Annotated in this window: 14 protein-coding genes; 11 read left to right on the top strand and 3 right to left on the bottom strand. The window is 26.4% G+C overall.

Features of this window, described 5'->3' with window-relative positions; genetic code table 11:
* The first annotated feature begins 28 nt into the window (after nucleotides 1-28).
* From OIF33_RS16515 to OIF33_RS16490, 6 genes are all read left to right on the top strand, one after another.
* Nucleotides 29-1,084 carry an acyltransferase family protein gene (locus tag OIF33_RS16515; protein WP_322505335.1) on the top strand — a complete coding sequence of 352 codons (1,056 nt, stop codon included), beginning with the start codon at nucleotides 29-31 and terminating at the stop codon, nucleotides 1,082-1,084.
* Nucleotides 1,085-1,191: 107 nt separating this feature from the next.
* Entirely contained in the window at nucleotides 1,192-1,419 is a 228-nt protein-coding gene (locus OIF33_RS16510) for a hypothetical protein (protein WP_322505334.1), read from the top strand.
* Nucleotides 1,420-1,558: 139 nt separating this feature from the next.
* Nucleotides 1,559-2,440 (top strand): hypothetical protein, encoded by an 882-nt coding sequence (locus OIF33_RS16505; protein WP_322505333.1) that lies wholly within the window; start codon nucleotides 1,559-1,561, stop codon nucleotides 2,438-2,440.
* A gap of 31 nt (nucleotides 2,441-2,471) precedes the next feature.
* A complete protein-coding gene (locus tag OIF33_RS16500) occupies nucleotides 2,472-4,679 on the top strand; it encodes a hypothetical protein (protein ID WP_322505332.1) in 2,208 nt (735 codons plus the stop codon).
* Between the two features lie 368 nt (nucleotides 4,680-5,047).
* Nucleotides 5,048-5,857 (top strand): YARHG domain-containing protein, encoded by an 810-nt coding sequence (locus tag OIF33_RS16495; RefSeq protein ID WP_322505331.1) that lies wholly within the window; start codon nucleotides 5,048-5,050, stop codon nucleotides 5,855-5,857.
* Between the two features lie 33 nt (nucleotides 5,858-5,890).
* Nucleotides 5,891-6,667 carry a hypothetical protein gene (locus OIF33_RS16490; RefSeq protein WP_322505330.1) on the top strand — a complete coding sequence of 259 codons (777 nt, stop codon included), beginning with the start codon at nucleotides 5,891-5,893 and terminating at the stop codon, nucleotides 6,665-6,667.
* A 174-nt stretch (nucleotides 6,668-6,841) separates the two neighbouring features.
* Here OIF33_RS16490 and OIF33_RS16485 read toward each other — a convergent pair whose 3' ends face one another.
* Nucleotides 6,842-7,657 carry a mechanosensitive ion channel family protein gene (locus OIF33_RS16485; protein WP_322505348.1) on the bottom strand — a complete coding sequence of 272 codons (816 nt, stop codon included), beginning with the start codon at nucleotides 7,655-7,657 and terminating at the stop codon, nucleotides 6,842-6,844.
* Nucleotides 7,658-8,071: 414 nt separating this feature from the next.
* The gene (locus tag OIF33_RS16480) at nucleotides 8,072-8,725 is read right to left on the bottom strand and encodes a biliverdin-producing heme oxygenase (protein ID WP_322505329.1); all 654 of its coding nucleotides are present in this window, start codon (nucleotides 8,723-8,725) and stop codon (nucleotides 8,072-8,074) included.
* A 465-nt stretch (nucleotides 8,726-9,190) separates the two neighbouring features.
* On the opposite strand from OIF33_RS16480, the gene OIF33_RS16475 reads away from it, so the two are divergent.
* The 3 genes from OIF33_RS16475 to OIF33_RS16465 all read left to right on the top strand — a co-directional run bounded on the left by OIF33_RS16475 (nucleotide 9,191) and on the right by OIF33_RS16465 (nucleotide 15,438).
* Nucleotides 9,191-10,414 (top strand): exonuclease SbcCD subunit D, encoded by a 1,224-nt coding sequence (locus OIF33_RS16475; protein WP_322505328.1) that lies wholly within the window; start codon nucleotides 9,191-9,193, stop codon nucleotides 10,412-10,414.
* Complete coding sequence (locus OIF33_RS16470) at nucleotides 10,401-13,919, top strand: AAA family ATPase (protein ID WP_322505327.1); 3,519 nt, start codon at nucleotides 10,401-10,403, stop codon at nucleotides 13,917-13,919. Before OIF33_RS16475 ends, OIF33_RS16470 begins: the two co-directional genes overlap by 14 nt.
* Nucleotides 13,920-14,241: 322 nt before the next feature.
* Nucleotides 14,242-15,438, top strand: a complete 1,197-nt coding sequence (locus OIF33_RS16465; protein ID WP_322505326.1) for an acetate kinase — start codon at nucleotides 14,242-14,244, stop codon at nucleotides 15,436-15,438.
* A gap of 139 nt (nucleotides 15,439-15,577) precedes the next feature.
* Here OIF33_RS16465 and OIF33_RS16460 read toward each other — a convergent pair whose 3' ends face one another.
* Complete coding sequence (locus tag OIF33_RS16460) at nucleotides 15,578-16,336, bottom strand: AraC family transcriptional regulator (RefSeq protein WP_322505325.1); 759 nt, start codon at nucleotides 16,334-16,336, stop codon at nucleotides 15,578-15,580.
* Between the two features lie 146 nt (nucleotides 16,337-16,482).
* Here OIF33_RS16460 and OIF33_RS16455 point away from each other — a divergent pair, with 146 nt between their 5' ends.
* Nucleotides 16,483-18,705: an NEAT domain-containing protein gene (locus tag OIF33_RS16455; RefSeq protein WP_322505324.1), complete on the top strand. Its 2,223-nt coding sequence runs from the start codon at nucleotides 16,483-16,485 to the stop codon at nucleotides 18,703-18,705.
* Nucleotides 18,706-18,768: 63 nt separating this feature from the next.
* A complete protein-coding gene (locus OIF33_RS16450; protein WP_322505323.1) occupies nucleotides 18,769-19,416 on the top strand; it encodes an NEAT domain-containing protein in 648 nt (215 codons plus the stop codon).

Genomic DNA, 19,416 nt, shown 5'->3' with positions numbered 1-19,416 from the left:
TATTATATTAATGAGTAGGAGAAATGATATGAATACTGTATTACCAAAGAAAAGATTAGATTACTTAGATATTGCCAAGGGGATTTTAATAATAAGTGTTGTACTATGTCATGCTCCCTTTGAAAAAGCTCCGTATCTTTATTGGTTCCATATGCCTGCATTCTTTATAATAAGTGGAATGCTTTATAAAAAAGGAATATCTATAAAGGAACAGGCGATAAAATTTTTTATTCCATATGCAATGTTCTCATTAGTTGATATAAGTTTCAATTATATGATGTATTATCATGGAAATTTTGGTTTTGGTGATTTACTACATGAAATACTTAAATATGTATATGGTGGGAAGGCAACATGGGGTGTGTTTTGGTTTATTCCTGTAATGTTTGTTACTAAAGTAATATTTGATCAGCTAAATAAATTATTAAAACCTAGAAGATTATTTATAGTGTGTGCTTTAAGTTATGTTTTAGCTCATATATATTCAATGAGTTTTATACCATCAAGTATAACAGAAATAACTAGTAAGCAGTTTGTTTTCTGGAACTTAGATACTGTTTTAATAACATTACCATATTACGCTCTAGGATACTATATAAGCAAAAAAAACATTCAAAAAATATTTGAATCAGTAAATACATTAATAGCATCTGGAATAGCTATTGTTATACTATTCAGAATGAATACTAGTATGGGGATTTATTATTATTTAAATATAAAATACTCATTCTACCAAAGTCCAATATTTGATTTGATAATGCCAGTAACTATAACAGTATTTATTTTATCTTTAAGTTATCAAATCAGTAAGTTAAAATATAAAAAGTTATTTACTATAATGGGAGTAAATTCTCTTGTAATAATGTATCTACATAAGCAAGTTGCTACTTTATTTATGGATATATTCCATTTTGACTATATAATGTTCACTATAATTGGAGTAAGTGTGCCATTGCTTATAACGGTTTTAATAGATAAGAGCTTAGTTAGTAGGTTCTTATTTAAAGGAGATCTAACTTTATATAGACGTTTTAGGGAAAGTCATGTGATAAAACCTAAGGATATAATAGTTGAAAATAGATAAGATAATTCAAGCATCTAGTTTTTTAAAACTAGATGCTTTTTATGTAATATTTAATATTTATTAATAATATAATCTTAAAACAAGAAATATATAATGGAGGGGTATATATGCTAAGGAGACAAGAAACATGCATTAAAGAGTTTTATCTAAACAATAGAAGAGGTTTAGTAGGTACTGATGGATGTATATATTTAGACGGAAGATATGCAGGAATATTAAAACCCGGTGGAATTATATATATAGAAGGTAAGAGAGGATTTATTAAAAGAAATGGAGAAATTTATTTAGATGGTATATTAATTGGAACTTTAAGGAATTATAATATAGCATATTAGTATTTTAAAAGTTATGAAGTATGTAATTATTTCATAACTTTTTTGTGTTTAAGATATTTTAACATAAAAATTAAAGGTATATAATAAAAGATAGAGTTTACAGAATGTTTATAAAATAGATATGGATGGAGGTGTTGCTATGATAGATGAAAGAAAAAACTTTAATAACTATAAAGAAGTATCTATATTAATAATGTTAATACCTATGTTATTTATTTTAATAGATACCTTAGGAAGAATGAATTCAAAGATAAATAATAAAAATTTATTTGAATTTATATTTAATAAAGTCTTTGTATATAGAGAATTAATTGTTAAATTTATATTAGTAATAGCGGTAATATTTATTGTATCTAAGATAAAAGTAATAAAAGAGAAATTTATCTTAGGAGATTTTAAAGTTATAATAGGTTATACAATTTTAGGAATAATAAGCTATAAATTTTTTGGCAGTGAATATGGACTTAATAAATCATTAGATGTATATATTATGTGTATAATTGCTATGGTTTTAATTTTATCAGGAATAAGTGATATTATATCATCAGTAGATAATATTAATATTAATGTTGAGGAAAAAAGTAACCTTGAAAAGTTAGCATATACAAGAGTTAAATATTTAGGAATAACATATTTTATAATTTTTGTAATATTAATAGCTATAGAAAATATAAATAGTATAATGTCCAGTAGTGTAGTTGTTGATATGGTTAATAATTATAATCAACATTATAATATTATAGCTAGAATAATTTCAGTATTAGGTGTATTTATAGCAATAACATTGATATTTATGATAAGAAAATCATTTTATAATTTAAACTTATGTTATGAAGAATATATTTACATAATAAAACATAAAACTTTTATTGAAGATGTTAAAAAAGATATAGATTTTGTTAATCTTAAAGTTGAATCTAACAAAAAATACTTTAATAATAAGTTTAAAAAGCTTGAGGATAAAAAAACTCAAGTATTCTTAAAAGGTGTTTACGAACTATTCAAAGGTAACAAGCATTAACATAAAAAATATATGCTTTAGAGGGGAAAGTATGGAGAGTAAAAGAAGTACAAATTTTGATTTTATATTGAAAACAAGCATTGAAGGATATTACGATTTATTAAAAAATGCTGAAAAGGCATGGGAAACTCATGCAGTTTTAACGTATATAGCTTCAAGAATGGTTGTTGAAGACCTGTTAGTTAAGCTTGAAGAAAAATATGGGGTAAGAAGTGAAGAAAATAAAGAAGTTAATTTTAGAAAGACTTTAAATAATCTAAAAGAATATATTCCTAGCTGGGTTATAGAATCAGGAGAATACCTAAGAATTAAGGGAGATAAAAGTGCAAATAAAGAAATAGATAGTAATCTGGAAGATGAAAGCAGTACATTATTAGCACTAAAAAAAGTACATGAGATTTTAATATGGTACTTAAAAAACATAACAAAAGAGATTAGTATAGATGAAGACTATAATTTTATTACTCCAGAAAGCTTAAAAGAGAGTGAATGTGATTTAGCTATAGATAAAAAAGTACTTGAGAATAAGAAAAAATTTATTATAAGTCTGGAAAAACAAATAAAAACAAACAGTGATGATGAACAAAAACAAGAGGAACTTGAGGCTTTGTTGAAAAGTGTGAAGGAAGAGAAGAAAGATCTTACAGAAAAATTAGAAAAAAAAGAGGTAGAATTACAAGAGGTACTAAATAACTTTAAAGAGCTTCAAGTTAAGCTTATGAATTATGTTGAAAAAGATGAATCTATTGAAGGAAGTAATAGTAAATATCCTGATTTTTATAAAGGGTTCTTATCTTTACAAGGATATGAACTTAGAGTTGTTTATGCCTTTTTAAAGAGTTTAAGCTTAGGAAGTATTTTTCTAAACAAATCTAGAGGTATATTTTTAAAATCTCAAAGAAAAGAATTTATAAAGTTTATTGAGAAAGAAGTTGAAGAACTAAAAAAATATCCTGATAATATTTTAAAATTAAAGTTATATTATATTTTATTAAAGCTTACTAACACACCTTCAGCTTCAGTGGCAGATAAACCTACTTTTGATAAATCTTTAGATAGTATAGTTGAAAAAGCTTATTTTATAATTGAAAAGCGTGATGCTTTTAATGGAAAAGTAGATAAGTTAGAAGCTATAGTTAATTATTATTTAATTGTTATAATAAATAGCCTTTCAGCGGAGATAAACAAGGATGAACAGAATAAGGATAAGATTTCAGACATAATCTACGAAGTCTTAAGAACTATACCTTTAGATGAGAGAAAGATAATCTTAAACAAGATGAATTTCACTGATATATCTGAGAATACAATTAAAGAAAACATAAGATTAAATCAGGTTAAATTCTTAAATGCTGCTTTAGATTGTGGAATAAGTGAGAGCTCTGAATTCGTTATAAGATCAATATTTTCAATTTATGTAGCTTTTCAAAAAGATTTTGATTTTTATGAATTTAGAACTAGGCATGACATGTTAAGAGCATATATAGGACCTTTATTATTAGTAATTTTGTTAAAGGAATTTAAAATTTCTAGAGAAATTCTAGTTCCTATATTTGTAATGGAAATAAGCATATCAAATAAGATATTAAGAAAAGAAAGAAGAGAAAAAATATATTATAACCAATTAGTTGAGGCTTGGTTAGAAGAAAAAGAAAAGTATGATAAAATACTTTCTGAAAAAAATAACTTAGAAAAAAACCTTAAAGAAGTCCAAGATGAGAGAGAGTTATTAATTACGAACGAAAGAAAGTTTGTAGCAGAAAAAGATAATACTGAAAATGCTATAAAGGCTCAATGGAATATGTTTAGAGAAAAAGTTTTTGAATCTGAAGAAATAAAAAACTTTGATTCTTATGAAGAATACAGTAGAGCTGTTAACCAAAAAAATCTTATAGAGCTATCAGAAGAACATAGCCTTAAAGATAGAGGATTTGTTAAGAATTTATTTTCCCTTGATACATGGAAATATAAATTGAATAAGCTTGAGATAAATAAAAATATAAGATTGTTAGAAGATAAACTTATTGAGCAAGCCAAAGAATCTGGAGTCTTTGAAAATGAACTTCTAACTATTAGAGAGCTTGAGGAAATATTAGCTGACAAAGAAAGTGGATTGGAAGACATACGAATCGATCTTAAAGAAAATACTTTAAAGAGTGAGAAATTAGATAAATTAATAAAGAATAATTATAAACTTATGGAGAGCTTTAAAGAAGATAATTTCGATTTTGCTAAATAAAAAAGCTGGTATATTCATACCAGCTTTAAATTTATAAATAATGCTAACTTATATATGTATTTATTATTTCAGACAAATAAATTTTTTGTTTTTGTTACAATTCTCATAAGGGTGAAAAAGAACAAATTATATTAATAATGTTGTAGTAATTAGCATTATCTATAAATTTTACTTAATTATAACATAAAATTAGTTATAAAAAATATAACTTTTTTACATATAACAAAAATTATTAATATAAGCTTTGTTTTAGGTGAATATTGATTTTTAGTTAGTCCTTAAGACTTATTTAAAAATAAATTCTGCTTTAAAACATAGCCTTAAAATAAAGTATTTGTAGCTAATGATAAAGTAAATGGAGGAAAACTATGAATAACAAGAAAACTCTTAAGAGAAAAAGAAGGAGATTAATTATAGTATTAATTATAATAATATTAATTGCCACTTCTTTAGCTTTCTGGAAGGATATAATGTATAGTTATTATGTAATGAGAGCAAATAATTCTAACATTGAAAGTGAACAATTAGAGTATTATAATAAAGCCTTAAGTTTTAAATATACAAATGCTGTATTAGATGACATATATGATAGTTTAGAAGGTAATGATAAAGTAAGTGATGAAATTTCAAAAGTAAGTAACCTTAAAGAGAAAGATAAAAATAATATAATAATCAAGGTATATCAGGATAAAGCCGAAGAGGCCTTTTCAATGGAAAAATACAATGAATGTGCTTATTATTTGAGACAAGCAGAGAATAATGGGTATAATATAAAAGAGTACAAAAATTATAATGAGTTAAAACAAGCTTTAGAAGAAAGTGGACAAGACACTTTAGCTAGTGAATATAGAAGCGGAAATTCTAAAGATGCTTGTTTTAAAGATGATTCAAAATATAATCAATTAGTTGGTTATATAATCCCAGATAGTTATAGTAGAAAACTTACTAAAGATGAATTAGAAAAATATGATTATGATACATTGGGATTAATTAAAGCGGAAATTCTAGCAAGACATGGTTTTGTTTTTACTGATGATAAGTATAAAAATTATTTTGAGAATAAGGATTGGTATTCAAAGGATGTAACATTTAAGGGGACAAATGCTGAAATCAATGAATATGAGAGATATAACATAGGATTAATAAAAGAAATACAGGATGAAAAATCAAAAAACTAAAAGATATACAATTTAGATAAGCGAGGGATAAAGATGAAAAGATTCCTTATATTGGGGATGATAGGTGTTTTAGTTACAGGTGTAGCTATAGTAGGGATAGAAGAGTTTGAACATAAGAAAGTAAAAAAATTAGAATCTAAAGTTTTTGAAGCTAAAACATATATTAATCGTGATGATTTAGGTAATGCTGAAATTATGGTTAATATAATAAAAGAAGAGAATGATAAGTTAAAAAATAAAAATATTGAAGCAGAAGTAATAAATATAGAAAATAGTATTGAAATGAGTAAGGGATTTAACACTTATAGTTCTAAACCTAAGAAAAACTTAGAAAATTTAAGTGAAGAAGAAAAAAATGTAGAACTGCTTAATCTTTATTTAGAGAATAATGAAGTTGATCCAGATGTGCGTAGTATTGGGAGTGCAGGAAAAGAGTATTATATACAATTTAAAAAGGCCAAAAATCTTCCATATGATAAAGAGAGAGAATTCAATAATCAAAAAGGATATATTTTAAAACCAATAAAGTTAACAAAAAGATTTTTCGAAGATACATGTTTAATATTTGATGCTGAAAGACCTTATTATATAAATAATAATATTTATTATAAGTTTACTGAAATACCTGTAAGTAGTTATTTTGGCGATGGAAATGAATCAACGTGGTATTTTGCAGACTTAAACTTTAATATAATAAGTAAAGAAAATCTAAAGTTCTATATGGATAATAGAGAGGTTTTAGATAGCAATAAGCTGATCTTAGAAGATTATGATTTGACTAACTATATAGAAGATGAGTTTTTATATTAATAAAAATAGGTTAAATATACCAATTGTCAATATTTTGAAAAAAGATATTGACAAAATTCTTTGAAAACGTTATTATATAGATAAGATAATCATTTAAGATTTAGTGTGGTAGGATTGATAAAAGCCTAAATTAAATGCATGGCTCGATGCATTTAGTTTAGGCTTTTTGTTATTTTATTTATTTAAGTGTACATCCATTTGAGGATATGGAATGCTTATCTTTTCTTCATCAAATCTTAACTTAACTTGTTCTAATAAATCAAAATAGATTGTCCAATAATCTTCTTGCTTGGCCCAAACTCTAACTGTGAAATTAATAGAGCTTGCAGCATGTTGACTTATACCGACAAAGGCTTCAGGTGTTTTTAGTATTAAATCATTTTTATTTATAATATCCCAAAGAACATTTTTCACTTTAATGATATCATCATCATAGCCGACGCCAAATACTAAATCAACTCTTCTAGTATCCTTAGCTGAATAGTTAATAAGACTTCCATTAGCCAGTGTACCATTAGGAATTAATATTTCTTTATTATCTGGGGTTGCTAAATGTGTATAGAAAACAGTTATTTTTTCAACTGTTCCTGAGTAACCAACAGCTTCTATAAAATCACCAACCCTAAATGGTCTTAATAAAAGGATTATTACTCCACCAGCAAAGTTAGATAAACTTCCTTGTAGGGCAAGTCCAACTGCTAAACCAGCAGAAGCTATAAGAGCTGCTAAACCAGCTATATCAAATCCAACATAACTCATTAAAGTTATAACTAAAAGAATTTTTAGAGATATATCAGTAAAAGCCTCCATAAATGATGTTAATGTAGCATCTACATTTCTTTGTCTAAGTATGTTAGCTAAAATTTTAATTACCTTATTAATAAGTTTCCAACCAGTGTAAAGTAAGATTAAACTAATTAATAATTTAAATCCATTAGTTGTAATCCAAGTCAAAAGTTTTTCATACATTTGAGTAGCATTAAAACTCATCATTAAACCTCCTATTTATCATTACTTTTTATCAAAGCAAATATATTATAAATATTCTTTGAATAAATAGCAACTAAAAACAATAATTGTTCATAAAAAGTGAATAGCATTTATGGAAAAATCTGAATAGAAATTTTAATATTGATATATATATGAATTAGGTAGAGAGTAAATGATAAACTTATAAAATATAAAGAAAATATGATTATAAATTTAAAAAATAGGGAAGTATACAAAGTGAAAAGACCTCATAAAGACCGATATTTTACGGGCAAAATTATCGGTGAAATGGCATTACTAGGGGAAGAGCTATGGTTTAACCATAGCTCTTATTGTTTATAAAAAAATAAGCTAGATAAATCTAGCTTATTTTAAAGGATTTGTTTTGTTGAATATAATTGATTATATAAATGTTTAGTTTTTTAAATTACCAAATTTTATAAAATCTATTTCGTTAGAAATTGCTATGTTATATATATAAGAATTAGCAACTTCATTTATGAATTTTTCTTTCATTTGATCATCTAATTCAATATTGTTAAGTGTATTATGATAATTCATAACAAAATTTTTCATTTCTGGGCCATCATTAAGCTTATCATATTTATAATAATTTAATCTTGCTTCATCTACGTTATATAGAGTTTTCATGATTCCATACATTGTTCTTCCACCAAATAAATCAGCAAGATATCTAGTGTAAGCATGAGCAACTAAAAGTTCAGGAGAAGTTTCACCTAATTCATTTATTTTATCTACATAAGCTTTTGTAGAAGCTATAGGTTTAATAGTATTTAATCTTTCTCCTAAGAAGTATGATATGTCTTTATGTATTGCGCTAGCACGATAAATTTCAGGAATTACAAAGTTTTTAACAACTTTATTTTCTTTGTTTTTTTCTAAATTAGCTTCAAGTGCTTTATATACCTCGTAAAGATTATAAAGATATTCACCATAGCTTTCTGTAGAAGCCTTACCTTCTAATAATCTTTTTAAGAAACCTGTTTTTTCAGCTACAGTATGTAAATCGTTACTATTAGTTTTTATATCCATCATGAATGAATTCATAAATATCACCTCGTAAATTTTATTAAAGGCTCCTATAAGATATTAGGTAAAACTTAATAGGTTATAGCAACCTTCTTTATGCTTTTAATATACTCTTTAGGGGTAGTGGTATCAAATATATTGTTTTGCGAATTATGTTCATAAGATAATAATTTTTATAAAATTTAATAATAAAATATATATTTCTTTGAAATTTATACTAACAATTATTTAAAAATAATTGTTATTAACAAAAATGATATGATTTTAATAAAAAATATAAAGATTAAAATGATAATACTAAATTATTAAAGTATAAGTTTTTATAAAAAGTTTATTAAATGTAAATTAGGTTTAGTATAATATTTATAATAAATAAAATAGTAACAAATTTTTAAGTTTAGACTTTGTTTTAGGTAAATACTGATTTAAAACATAGTCAAGATTAAATAATATAAAAATTAAGAGTGTTAGGAGAGAGTCGGTATGAGAATACTTCACACTGCTGATTGGCATTTAGGAAAGAACTTAGAAGGATTAAGTCGTATGGATGAACAAGAACAATTTCTAGAGGACTTTGTCCATATAGTAAAAGATAATAATATAGATTTAGTTATTATAGCGGGAGATGTATATGATTCTAGTAATCCACCTGCTAGAGCAGAAAAAATGTTTTATGATACTTTAAAGAAAATTTCAGCTAATGGAGAAAGAATGACCTTAGTTATATCAGGAAATCATGATAATCCAGAGAGATTAGTTGCTGCAGGACCATTAGCTAGAGAACATGGAATTATAATGGTTGGTACTCCTAAAAGTGTAGTTGAAGTTGGTGAATACGGAAATAATAAAATTTTAAGTTCTGGGGAAGGTTTTATTGAATTTGATATAGCTGGAGAGAAAGCTGTAGTATTAACTGTTCCATATCCAAGCGAAAAAAGATTAAATGAAGTTTTATATGGAGCAATGGATGAAACTGAGGAAAGAGTAAAGAGCTATAGTGATAGAATAAGAACTTTATTTGACTCTCTTAAGGGAAATTTTAAGGAGGATACAATAAATTTAGTAGTATCCCACCTTTTTGCAACAGGAGCGGAAAATACTGGTTCAGAGAGGAATATAGAGCTTGGTGGAAGTTTCATAGTTGATAAGGAATGTTTTCCAAAGGAAGCTCAGTATGTGGCTTTAGGACATATACACAAGCCTATGGTTTTACCAGGAACTGATAAAAAAATAAGATATGCAGGCTCTCCACTTCAGTATAACAAGAAAGAAATAAGCTTTGAAAAAAAGTGTTTTGTTGTGGATGTTAAAGCTGGCGAAGATGCTAAAATAGATGAAATAAAGTTTAAAGTGTATAAGCCTATAGAGGTTTGGAAATGTAATAGTATTGATGAAGCTATTGAAAAATGTGAGGAGAATAAAGAGAGAGAATGTTGGGTTTACTTAGAAATAAAGACAGATAGATATATACGAGAAGACGAAATAAAAATTATGAAGAAGCTTAAGTCTGACATTATTGAGATAATTCCTAAAATAACATTAGATGAAGAGGAAGTAGATGAAATAAACTTCTCAGAAAAGTCTTTTGAGGAACTATTTACTGATTTTTATGAAAAAGAAAGAGGGGTCAAGCCTCAGAATGATTTATTAGAACTATTACTTAATATAGTTAAAGAGGAAGGGGATGAAGAGAGTGAAACCAATTAAGCTTCAGGTTAAGGGATTAAACAGTTTTATAGATAAGCAGGTTGTTGATTTTCAAAAGCTAACAGAGAGAGGGCTTTTTGGTATTTTTGGACCAACTGGAAGTGGTAAATCTACTATTTTAGATGGTATAACCCTTGCTTTATATGGCGATATTTCTAGAAAAAGTTCAAATTATATAAACACTAACTGTGATAGTGTTTATGTAAGTTATGAATTTCAAATAACAGGTAAAGAAATAAAAAGATATAGGGTAGATAGAGAGTTTAAAAGAGATAATAAAAGTGGAGGAATAAGAAATAAAAGTTCCAAAATAATAGATATAACAGGTGAAGAGGAAGAAGTCTTAGAGGACAAGGCAAAAGCTGTTACTTCTAAATGTGAGGAAATCATAGGATTAAAGCTAGATGACTTTATGAGAACTGTAGTTTTACCTCAAGGAAAGTTTAGTGAATTCCTTAAATTAGAGGGAAAAGAAAGAAGAAATATGCTTGAGAGATTATTTAATCTTAGAAAATATGGAGATGATCTTTCTAGCAAGCTTAGTTTAGAAATAAGAAAAGAAAAGGATAAGATGAATGTCTTAGAAGGACAACTAAAAGGATATGAAGGAATTAGTGAAGAAGCTTTAAAGGAAAAAGAAGAAGAAATAAATGAGATTAACTTAAGTATTAAAAGTAAAGAAGAATTACTAAATAAGATAAAAAAAGAATTTGAGGAGTTAGAAAAAGTTTGGAATACTCAAAAAGAACTTTATGATAAGAAAATTGAGGAAGAAAATTTAGTAAGTAGAAGTGATGAAATAAAAATTTCCAAAGAAAAAGTTGAGGTTGCAAATAAAGCTGAGAAGGTAATAGTATTTATAGATAATTTTGAAGAGATTCTAAAGGAAATAAGTAAAGGTGAATTAAAATTTAGTGAGTTAAATAAGAAATTAGAGGAACTTGCAAAATTAAGAGAAGAAAACAATTTGAAATTTGAAGAGGTATCTAAAAGGAAGGAAGAGAAGTTACCTAATTTAAGATTAAAAAAAGAAAAGTTATTAGAGAGTGAAAGAGAAAGAGGTATTCTTTTTCAAATAAAATCTGATGGAGTTAAGTTAAAAGAAGCTTGTAAGAAAATTTTTGATGAGAGAAATAAGTGTGATCTTAAATTAAATGATATAGAAGAAAATGAAAAGAGATTAAATCAAGAATTAAAAGCAAAAGAAGAAAGAAAAGAAGAGCTTTTTGTTGATGAAGAAGTTAAAAATAAAATAAATGGTGGACTATTTATTTTAAATTCTTATGAAAACTTATCTAAACAATTTAGAGAAGTAAAAAATGAAGAGAATGAATTAAAGAAATATATAAAAGAACTTACAGAAGAGAAAAAAAAGGCAGAGTATGATTTAAAGGAGAAACTAGAGGTTTTAAATAAGACAAGTGATGATTTAGATAAACTTTTAAAGGAATCTCCAGGAGATAGTAATTATATTTTGGAAAAACAAATAAGGCTTGGAGAATATAGAGAAAAACTTAATAAATATAGAGAAATGAAAAAGTCTCTAGAAGAGTCCTTAAAGATAAAAAATAATTTTGAAGATAAACTTAAAGAATTTGAAAATCAAAAATCATTATTAGAAAAGGAAGTAAAAGAACTTAGAGATTATATAAATAAGGTTGAGATTGAAGAATTAGCTCATAAACTTAGAGAAAGTTTAGTAGATGGAGAATGTTGTCCAGTGTGTGGATCAACACATCATGAACTTAATAATGTTGAAAAAATCAATCTAGGGTTATCAAATGAAAAAAGAACCTTATTAGAAAGTAAGGAAGAAGTACTAAAAGAACTTACTTTGGAATTCTCTAAAATAGAAGCTACTTTAGAATATGAAAATAAGAAAATTAATGAATTAAATAACACCATTAAAGAAATAGGAGAACTTAAAGAAGAAACCTTAAAAGAGTTAGAAGAAGAGTTTAATACTTTAAAAATAGAAGTAGATGATTTTAAGGTTAAGAAAGAAAGCTTAGAAAAAGATTTAGAAAAATTAAAAGAAGAAAAAAATAATTTAGAAAATATCTTTAATAAAGCAGAAGTTCTTTTATGTGAAAAAATAGTTAGAGAGAAGGAATTAGCTTCAAAGGTAAAAGAATTAGATAAGGAATTAAAGCTAAAAATTTCTGAATTAGATGTTATAAAAGATGAACTTAAAATTGAAGATATTAAGCTAGAAAATGAGTTAATATCTAAAAAAGATAAAGAAAAAAGTTTATTAGAGAAAGAGATTAAGAATATAAGAACTCAATTAGATGAATCAAATAAGCTAAAGGATGAATTAAGAGAAAAAAGAGATAAATTAAAAGATGATTATTTAGAGCAAAAATCCTTGTTAGATGGTAAGGTACAAGTTTATAGAGAAAAAGAAAGAATGATTAAAGAAGCTTTAAATGATTTAATTGATGACTCCATGTCTATTGAAAAAATAGATATTAAAGGCTTATTAAAGGGTGTACAGTTAGAAATTGAGGATATAGAAAAATCTTATTTAAGATTAAGTGAAGAAAAAGAAAAGTTAGAGAAATCATTTATTGATATGAGCCAAGAGGTAGCCGTTATCAAAGAAGGGTTGAACTCATTAAATCTAAGAAAAGAAAGTGAAGAGAAAAAAGTAAATAAATCTTTAGAAGAAGAAGGATTCAAAACAATATTAGAGGTTAAAGAAAGTATTTTATCTAAGGATGAAAAAGAAAAGTTAAAAGTGCTTATTGAAGACTACGATAAGAACTTAATTAAAGTAAGAGCAAATATAGAATTATTAATAAAAAAATTAGATGGAAAGAGTTTAACTGAAGAAGAGTGGATAAAAGTTCTTGAGGAAAAAAATAAGAATGAAAAAGAATTGAAAGAAGTACAAGAATTAAAAGTTAGACTTACTACTGAAATGGAATCCATAAAGAAAAAACTTGAGGAGCAGAAGGATATACTTGAAATTAAAGCTAAGCAAGAACATAAGCTAGCACTTTTAAGTGATTTAGAAAAATTATTTAAAGGAAAGAAATTTGTAGAGTTTATCGCAGCAAATCAGCTAAAGTATATATCAATAGAGGCATCTAAAAAGCTTAAGGATATAACTAATGGCGTTTATGGATTAGAGGTTGATGAAAATGGAAAATTCATAATAAGAGATTATAAAAATGGAGGAGCAGAAAGAGATTCCTCAACTCTATCAGGGGGAGAAACTTTCTTAGCTTCCTTAGCATTAGCATTATCACTTTCATCACAAATACAGTTAAAAGGAACAGCACCTTTAGAATTATTCTTCTTAGATGAGGGCTTTGGAACATTAGATGATAATCTTTTAGATGTGGTTATGAGTTCACTAGAAAGACTGCATAATGAAAGATTATCTGTAGGTATAATAAGCCACGTTGAATCCATAAAAAATAGAGTCCCAGTTAAGTTAATACTAACACCAGCAGAAGCAGGAATAGGTGGAAGTAAAGTTAAAATAGAAAGAAGTTAAAAGATAAAATTTATTGTTAATAATAAATATATAATTTTATATTATTTACTAATACACAGTTTAATATTGTTGGAAATTTATAATTTCTAACAATATTTTAATGTTAATGGAAACCACTTATTATAAAAGTATTTTCAAGTTAGTTTTAGTGGTTAAGTAAAAAATATTTTGGTAAGTTGGTAACAAAAAGATTTTTTAAAATATTTTTGTAAATTTTTTTTGTTTACGGTTGAAATCAATTTAATTAGAATATAAAATTTATTGTAAGATTGGTATTTAAACGTTTTAGATTAATTAAATTGAGGTTAGGAGAATGATATAAATGAAAATACTTATAATAAATTGCGGAAGTTCATCATTAAAATATAAATTAATTGATATGGTCAATGAAAAGGATATCATAAGCGGTATAGTTGAAAGAATAGGACTTGACCAAGCTAGGTTAGTTCAAAAAAATGAAATGGGCGAAAAATATATAGTAGAAAAAGAAATAAAAGATCATAAAGATGCTATAGATATAGTACTAAGTACTTTAACAGATTCAAAGGTCGGAGTTATTAAGTCTGTTGATGAAATTATGGCAGTAGGTCATAGAGTGGTTCATGGTGGAGAAAAATATTCTTCTTCAGTAATTGTAGATGAAGATGTTATAGAGTATTTAAATGAATGTAGCAAACTAGCACCACTACATAATCCAGCAAATATAATTGGAATAAGAGCATGTCAAAGTCTTATGCCAAATAAAAAAATGGTAGTTGTATTTGATACAGCCTTTCATGGAACATTACCAGAAAAAGCATATATCTATGCTATAGATTACAATTTATATAAAAAACATAAAATTAGAAAATATGGATTCCATGGAACTTCACATAAATATGTAGCTAATAAAGTTTCAGAAGCAATGGGAAAAGATATAAAAGATTTAAAAATAATCAGCTGTCACCTAGGAAATGGAGCTAGTATATCAGCAATTAAAGGTGGACAATGTATAGATACAACTATGGGATTTACTCCACTTGCAGGGATTCCAATGGGTACTAGATCAGGGAACATAGATCCATCAATAATCCCATTTTTAATCGAAGAGTGTGGATATATAATAGAAGAAGTTTCTGAATCTCTAAATAAAAAATCAGGAGTTCTAGGAATTTCAGGCGTTAGTTCAGATTTTAGAGATATAGAAAATGCAGCTTTAGAAGGAGATAAGAGAGCACAATTAGCACTAGATATATTCCACTATAGAATAAGAGCTGAAATAGGTTCATTTATAGTAAATATGGGTGGAGTAGATGTAATAGTATTTACTGCTGGTGTAGGTGAAAATTCTCCAGAAACTAGAGAAGAATGTTTGAAAAACTTAGAATTTTTAGGACTAGCTGTAGATAGAGAAAAAAATAAAGTTAGAGGAAAGCTTGCAGAAATATCAACTATTGATTCAAAAATTAAAGCCTATGTTGTTCCAACTAATGAGGAATTAATGATAGCTAAGGAAACTGTGGAGCTAATAAAGGAATAACTTCTATTGGTGAAAATAAAAAATTAATACAGAAGTTATGACTAATAAATTATTGCATATTAATTTAAAAGTGCATTATATATAAATATTTTAAAATGTCATATTGAGATTAAAAAGGTTTGTAAACTTGGGTAAGAGTTTACAAACCTTTTTTATATAATGAATCTCTATATTTTAAAGGGGTTTGATTAGTAAATTTTTTAAATACGGTACAATAGTAGCTTTGGTTACTGAATCCTACCTTATGTGCAATATCTAAAAGTGATAAATCAAAGTTTTTAAGTAATTCTTTACTTTTTTCAATTCTATAATTATTTAAAAAATTTATAAATGTTTGACCAGTTTCATTTTTAAATATACTACAGAAGTATCCCTTATTTATTTTGAATTCTGAGCAAAGAGAATCTATATTAAAATCTTTTGAATAGTTTTTTTCTATAAAATCTATAGCTCTACACACATAAGGAGAATATGAAACTGAGGAGTTAGCCTTAAGTTTTTCCTCTAAGATTATTTTTAACAAGGAATTATAGTACTTAAGACAATTTTTAGTCTTCAAAGGTATTTTATAGAGTTCTAAATCGTCATTAGAATTTTTTAAGTCTTCTTTTAGATATAAAGGTCCTATTATAAAGATTAAGTTTTTATCGATTAATTTATGATTAAATAATGAGTAAAAAGATATATTATTCTCAAATGTAATAAGTAAGGAGTCATTATGATTATGTTTTAAATAGGAACGATCAAATTTACTATTTAAATTTAGATCATTAAATATATAATCATAAAAAGATGAGTAGCCCACTTCAGAAATAATATTCATATTATTATCTACCACTCTTATTGGCACTTCACAGCAATTATAAAAATCTACAAGAGCTGATTTTATAAAAATCACAAAAAATCCTCCTTTTTAAAATTAATATATTAAAAAAAATCCTAATATAGAGAAAAACAATTATAAAAATCTATGATAATATAAGTATATTAACATTAATGATAATCATTTTCAATAGAAAAAGAAGATCAAAAGGGGGATTAACTTTGGGTAGAAAGAAAATTAACAAAATTTTAGGATATGCACTTGTAACATCTATGTTAGTTGGTGCAGGAGCGGATACAGTGTATGCAGCTACAAATATGAATGATAGAAATAATACTGCAATTGTTCAGTCAGAAGGACTTAGAGATGGAATATACGAAGCTAATAACATAACTTCATATGTTGAAGAAGGAAATTCAACTGGTGAAAATATGGCAAGAAATGCTGTGAAAGATAAAACAAAATTTAAAATTGAAAATGGGAAAACACTAATGACTGTGTATTTCAATAGCAATTTATATGGTTTTATGAATAACATTGAAGTTAGTGCTGGGGGAGAAAATTTAAAATTAGAAGAAAATAAAGATGATAAATCAATAACATTTGAAGTACCATCACCTGATACTAAGGTAAAAATAGGGGTGTTTATAACAATAATGGGGAGAAAGGTTGAACTGTTCCTAGTTAATGATATGAATACTGTTAGCTTATTAGATGAGGCACCTACTATAAATAATGCTAAGGATATTAATGTTACTCAAGGAGATGCTATTGATTTATTATCTGGAGTTATTGGAATAGATAAGGAAGATTCAAATCTAAAAGTTGAAATAAGTGGAGATACATCATTTATAAAAGATGGAAAAGCAGAAATTCCAGGGGTATATCCTATAACATATAGAGTTACAGATTCAGCTGGTCAATTTGATGAAAAAACAGTGAAAGTTACAGTAAATAAAAAAGCAATCTTAGAAGATGGTAGTTATACTCTTAAAAATACAGTTCAATATGTTGGACAAGGAAATGTAGATACAGGAAATTCTATGGCTAGAAAAGTGCTATCAGAAGATTCAAGAATTGATATATCAAAGGGAAAAAATACAGTTACATTAACTTTTAATAGCAATTTATATGATTTTCTAAAAAACTTTAATGTAACTGTTAATGGAGAAAAAGTAGAGACAGAGACAAATAAAGAAGATAGAACAATAAAATTTAATATACCTGATTTAAATTCAGATATTATTGTATCTACATTAGTCAGCATGATGGAAAAAGAAGTTAGTTTCAAAACTATTTTAAATTATGATACAGCTAAGAAGTTAGATGATAATTCAGAAGAAAATAACAAACCTGGTGCTGGAGAAAATGAAAATATTCCTGGTGGAAATGAGAATAGTGAAAATCAGGGTGGCTCAGGAAACAATGGAAATGTAAATGAAGATAAAGAAAATGGAAGTGAAGAAAATACAGGTGGCATAGTAGATGCAAATCAATTAAAGAATGGTATCTACAATATAAAAAATGATGTTTCATATATTGGAGATGGAAATCAAGAGATAGGAAATGATATGGCAAGAAAGGCCCTATCTAAGAATAGTAAATTAGAGGTGAAAGACGATAAAAAGATTCTTACATTAAAGTTTAATGAAGAACAGTTTGGATTCTTTAAGGATTTTAGAATAACTGTGAATGGTAAAGATGTGGTAGCAACACCAAATGAGGGTGATAGAACAATGACTTTTGAAATACCAAATCTTGATGCAGACATAATTGTTACAGCCTTTGTAAGCATAATGGGTAGAGATGTAAGTTTTAAAACAATACTTAATAAAGGAACTTTAGAGTTAGTTAGTGGGGAAGATAAACCTGCTATAGAAGAAGAGAATAAATTGGAAAATGATAGCACAAGCTCTTCTAACAATGCAAACTCAACTAACAAAGAAAATAGTATTACAGTTACAGAAAATAAAGTTAAGAAGGGTAAATTATACACAATAGAAAATAAAGTTGTTCATGAAAGTCAAACTGGAGTTGATATGGCAAGAAAATATTTAAATAAGATATCTGACTTAGAAGAAATTGATGGAAAGAACTACTTAACATTAACATTCACAGGCCAAGAGTTTATGAAAGATCATAAGATAACTGTTAATGGTAAAGATGCCAATTATAAAGTTGTATCTAAAAATGGAGATTCAATTAAGTTAAGATTTGAAATACCTAATTTAGATGCAGATATTAGAGTGAGTTTATATGTAATACCAATGGGTAGAAACGTTGATTTTAAAGTTGAACTTTTAAAAGATACTAAGAAGTTTGTAAAAGACTTTACTGTATCAACATTACCACAAACTGGTTCAGTAGTAGGGGGAAACTCAGTTGCATTATTAGGAATGGCAATGATGGGAGCTTCTATGTTTATTAAAAAAAGAGAAGAATAAGGGAAGTTTAGTTTGAGAGGATCTCCTCTCAAACTATTTTTAAGCGAATGGAGGAGAAATTAGATGAGGCTTTTAAAATCTGTTTTATTAGGAATGCTAACAGTGATTATTTCTTTAACAGGAGGTTGGGGAAATAGTAATGTTTTAGCAAATGGAGAATTAGAAAATGGAATTTATGAGGTTAAAAATGATGTTTACCATGATTCAGGTATAGGAATGTCAATGGCCAGAAGTTATTTGAATGAGAGTATGCAACTTAAAATTTTAGGGGATGAAACGGAATATACCATAGGTTTTTCAGGAACAGAATATATGGAAAACTTCAGAGTTTTAGTAGATGGTAATGAGGGGAATGCTGAAGTTGTTGAGGAAAACAAAGAGAATGGAACTATAAAGCTTAAAGTTAAGGTGCCTAATAAAGATTCAGAGCTAGAAGCAAAAATATATGTAGGACCTATGGAAAGAGATGTTCAGTTTAAGGTGATTCCAAAGTTTGATACCTTAACTCTTGTTGAAAAATTAGAAGCGCCTAAAGTAGAAAACAATGAAAGTAGTAATGAAAATGCTTCTGATAAGACCAATAAAGATGAAAAAACTATAAGTACAGCAACAAGTGTAGAAAAAAATAAAAATATTGGGATTTATATTGGAGGCGGAATAGTAGTAGTCGCTGTAGTAGCTGGCTTAGTCATAGCTAAAAGGAAGAAGTAA

The organism is Clostridium sp. LIBA-8841, from assembly GCF_034439435.1.
In the GTDB taxonomy this organism is placed as follows: Bacteria; Bacillota; Clostridia; order Clostridiales; family Clostridiaceae; genus Sarcina.
Note: the sequence above shows the minus strand (reverse complement) of the source record. Positions and strands in the feature narration are given on the sequence as shown.

What these genes read in the sequence shown, in the direction of transcription:
- OIF33_RS16495 (WP_322505331.1), top strand. Translation starts at nt 5,048, where the DNA reads ATGAATAACAAGAAAACTCTTAAGAGAAAAAGAAGGAGATTAATTATA.
- OIF33_RS16505 (WP_322505333.1), top strand. Translation starts at nt 1,559, where the DNA reads ATGATAGATGAAAGAAAAAACTTTAATAACTATAAAGAAGTATCTATA.
- OIF33_RS16475 (WP_322505328.1), top strand. Translation starts at nt 9,191, where the DNA reads ATGAGAATACTTCACACTGCTGATTGGCATTTAGGAAAGAACTTAGAA.
- OIF33_RS16480 (WP_322505329.1), bottom strand. Translation starts at nt 8,725, where the DNA reads ATGAATTCATTCATGATGGATATAAAAACTAATAGTAACGATTTACAT.
- OIF33_RS16510 (WP_322505334.1), top strand. Translation starts at nt 1,192, where the DNA reads ATGCTAAGGAGACAAGAAACATGCATTAAAGAGTTTTATCTAAACAAT.
- OIF33_RS16515 (WP_322505335.1), top strand. Translation starts at nt 29, where the DNA reads ATGAATACTGTATTACCAAAGAAAAGATTAGATTACTTAGATATTGCC.
- OIF33_RS16465 (WP_322505326.1), top strand. Translation starts at nt 14,242, where the DNA reads ATGAAAATACTTATAATAAATTGCGGAAGTTCATCATTAAAATATAAA.
- OIF33_RS16500 (WP_322505332.1), top strand. Translation starts at nt 2,472, where the DNA reads ATGGAGAGTAAAAGAAGTACAAATTTTGATTTTATATTGAAAACAAGC.
- OIF33_RS16485 (WP_322505348.1), bottom strand. Translation starts at nt 7,657, where the DNA reads ATGAGTTTTAATGCTACTCAAATGTATGAAAAACTTTTGACTTGGATT.
- OIF33_RS16490 (WP_322505330.1), top strand. Translation starts at nt 5,891, where the DNA reads ATGAAAAGATTCCTTATATTGGGGATGATAGGTGTTTTAGTTACAGGT.
- OIF33_RS16450 (WP_322505323.1), top strand. Translation starts at nt 18,769, where the DNA reads ATGAGGCTTTTAAAATCTGTTTTATTAGGAATGCTAACAGTGATTATT.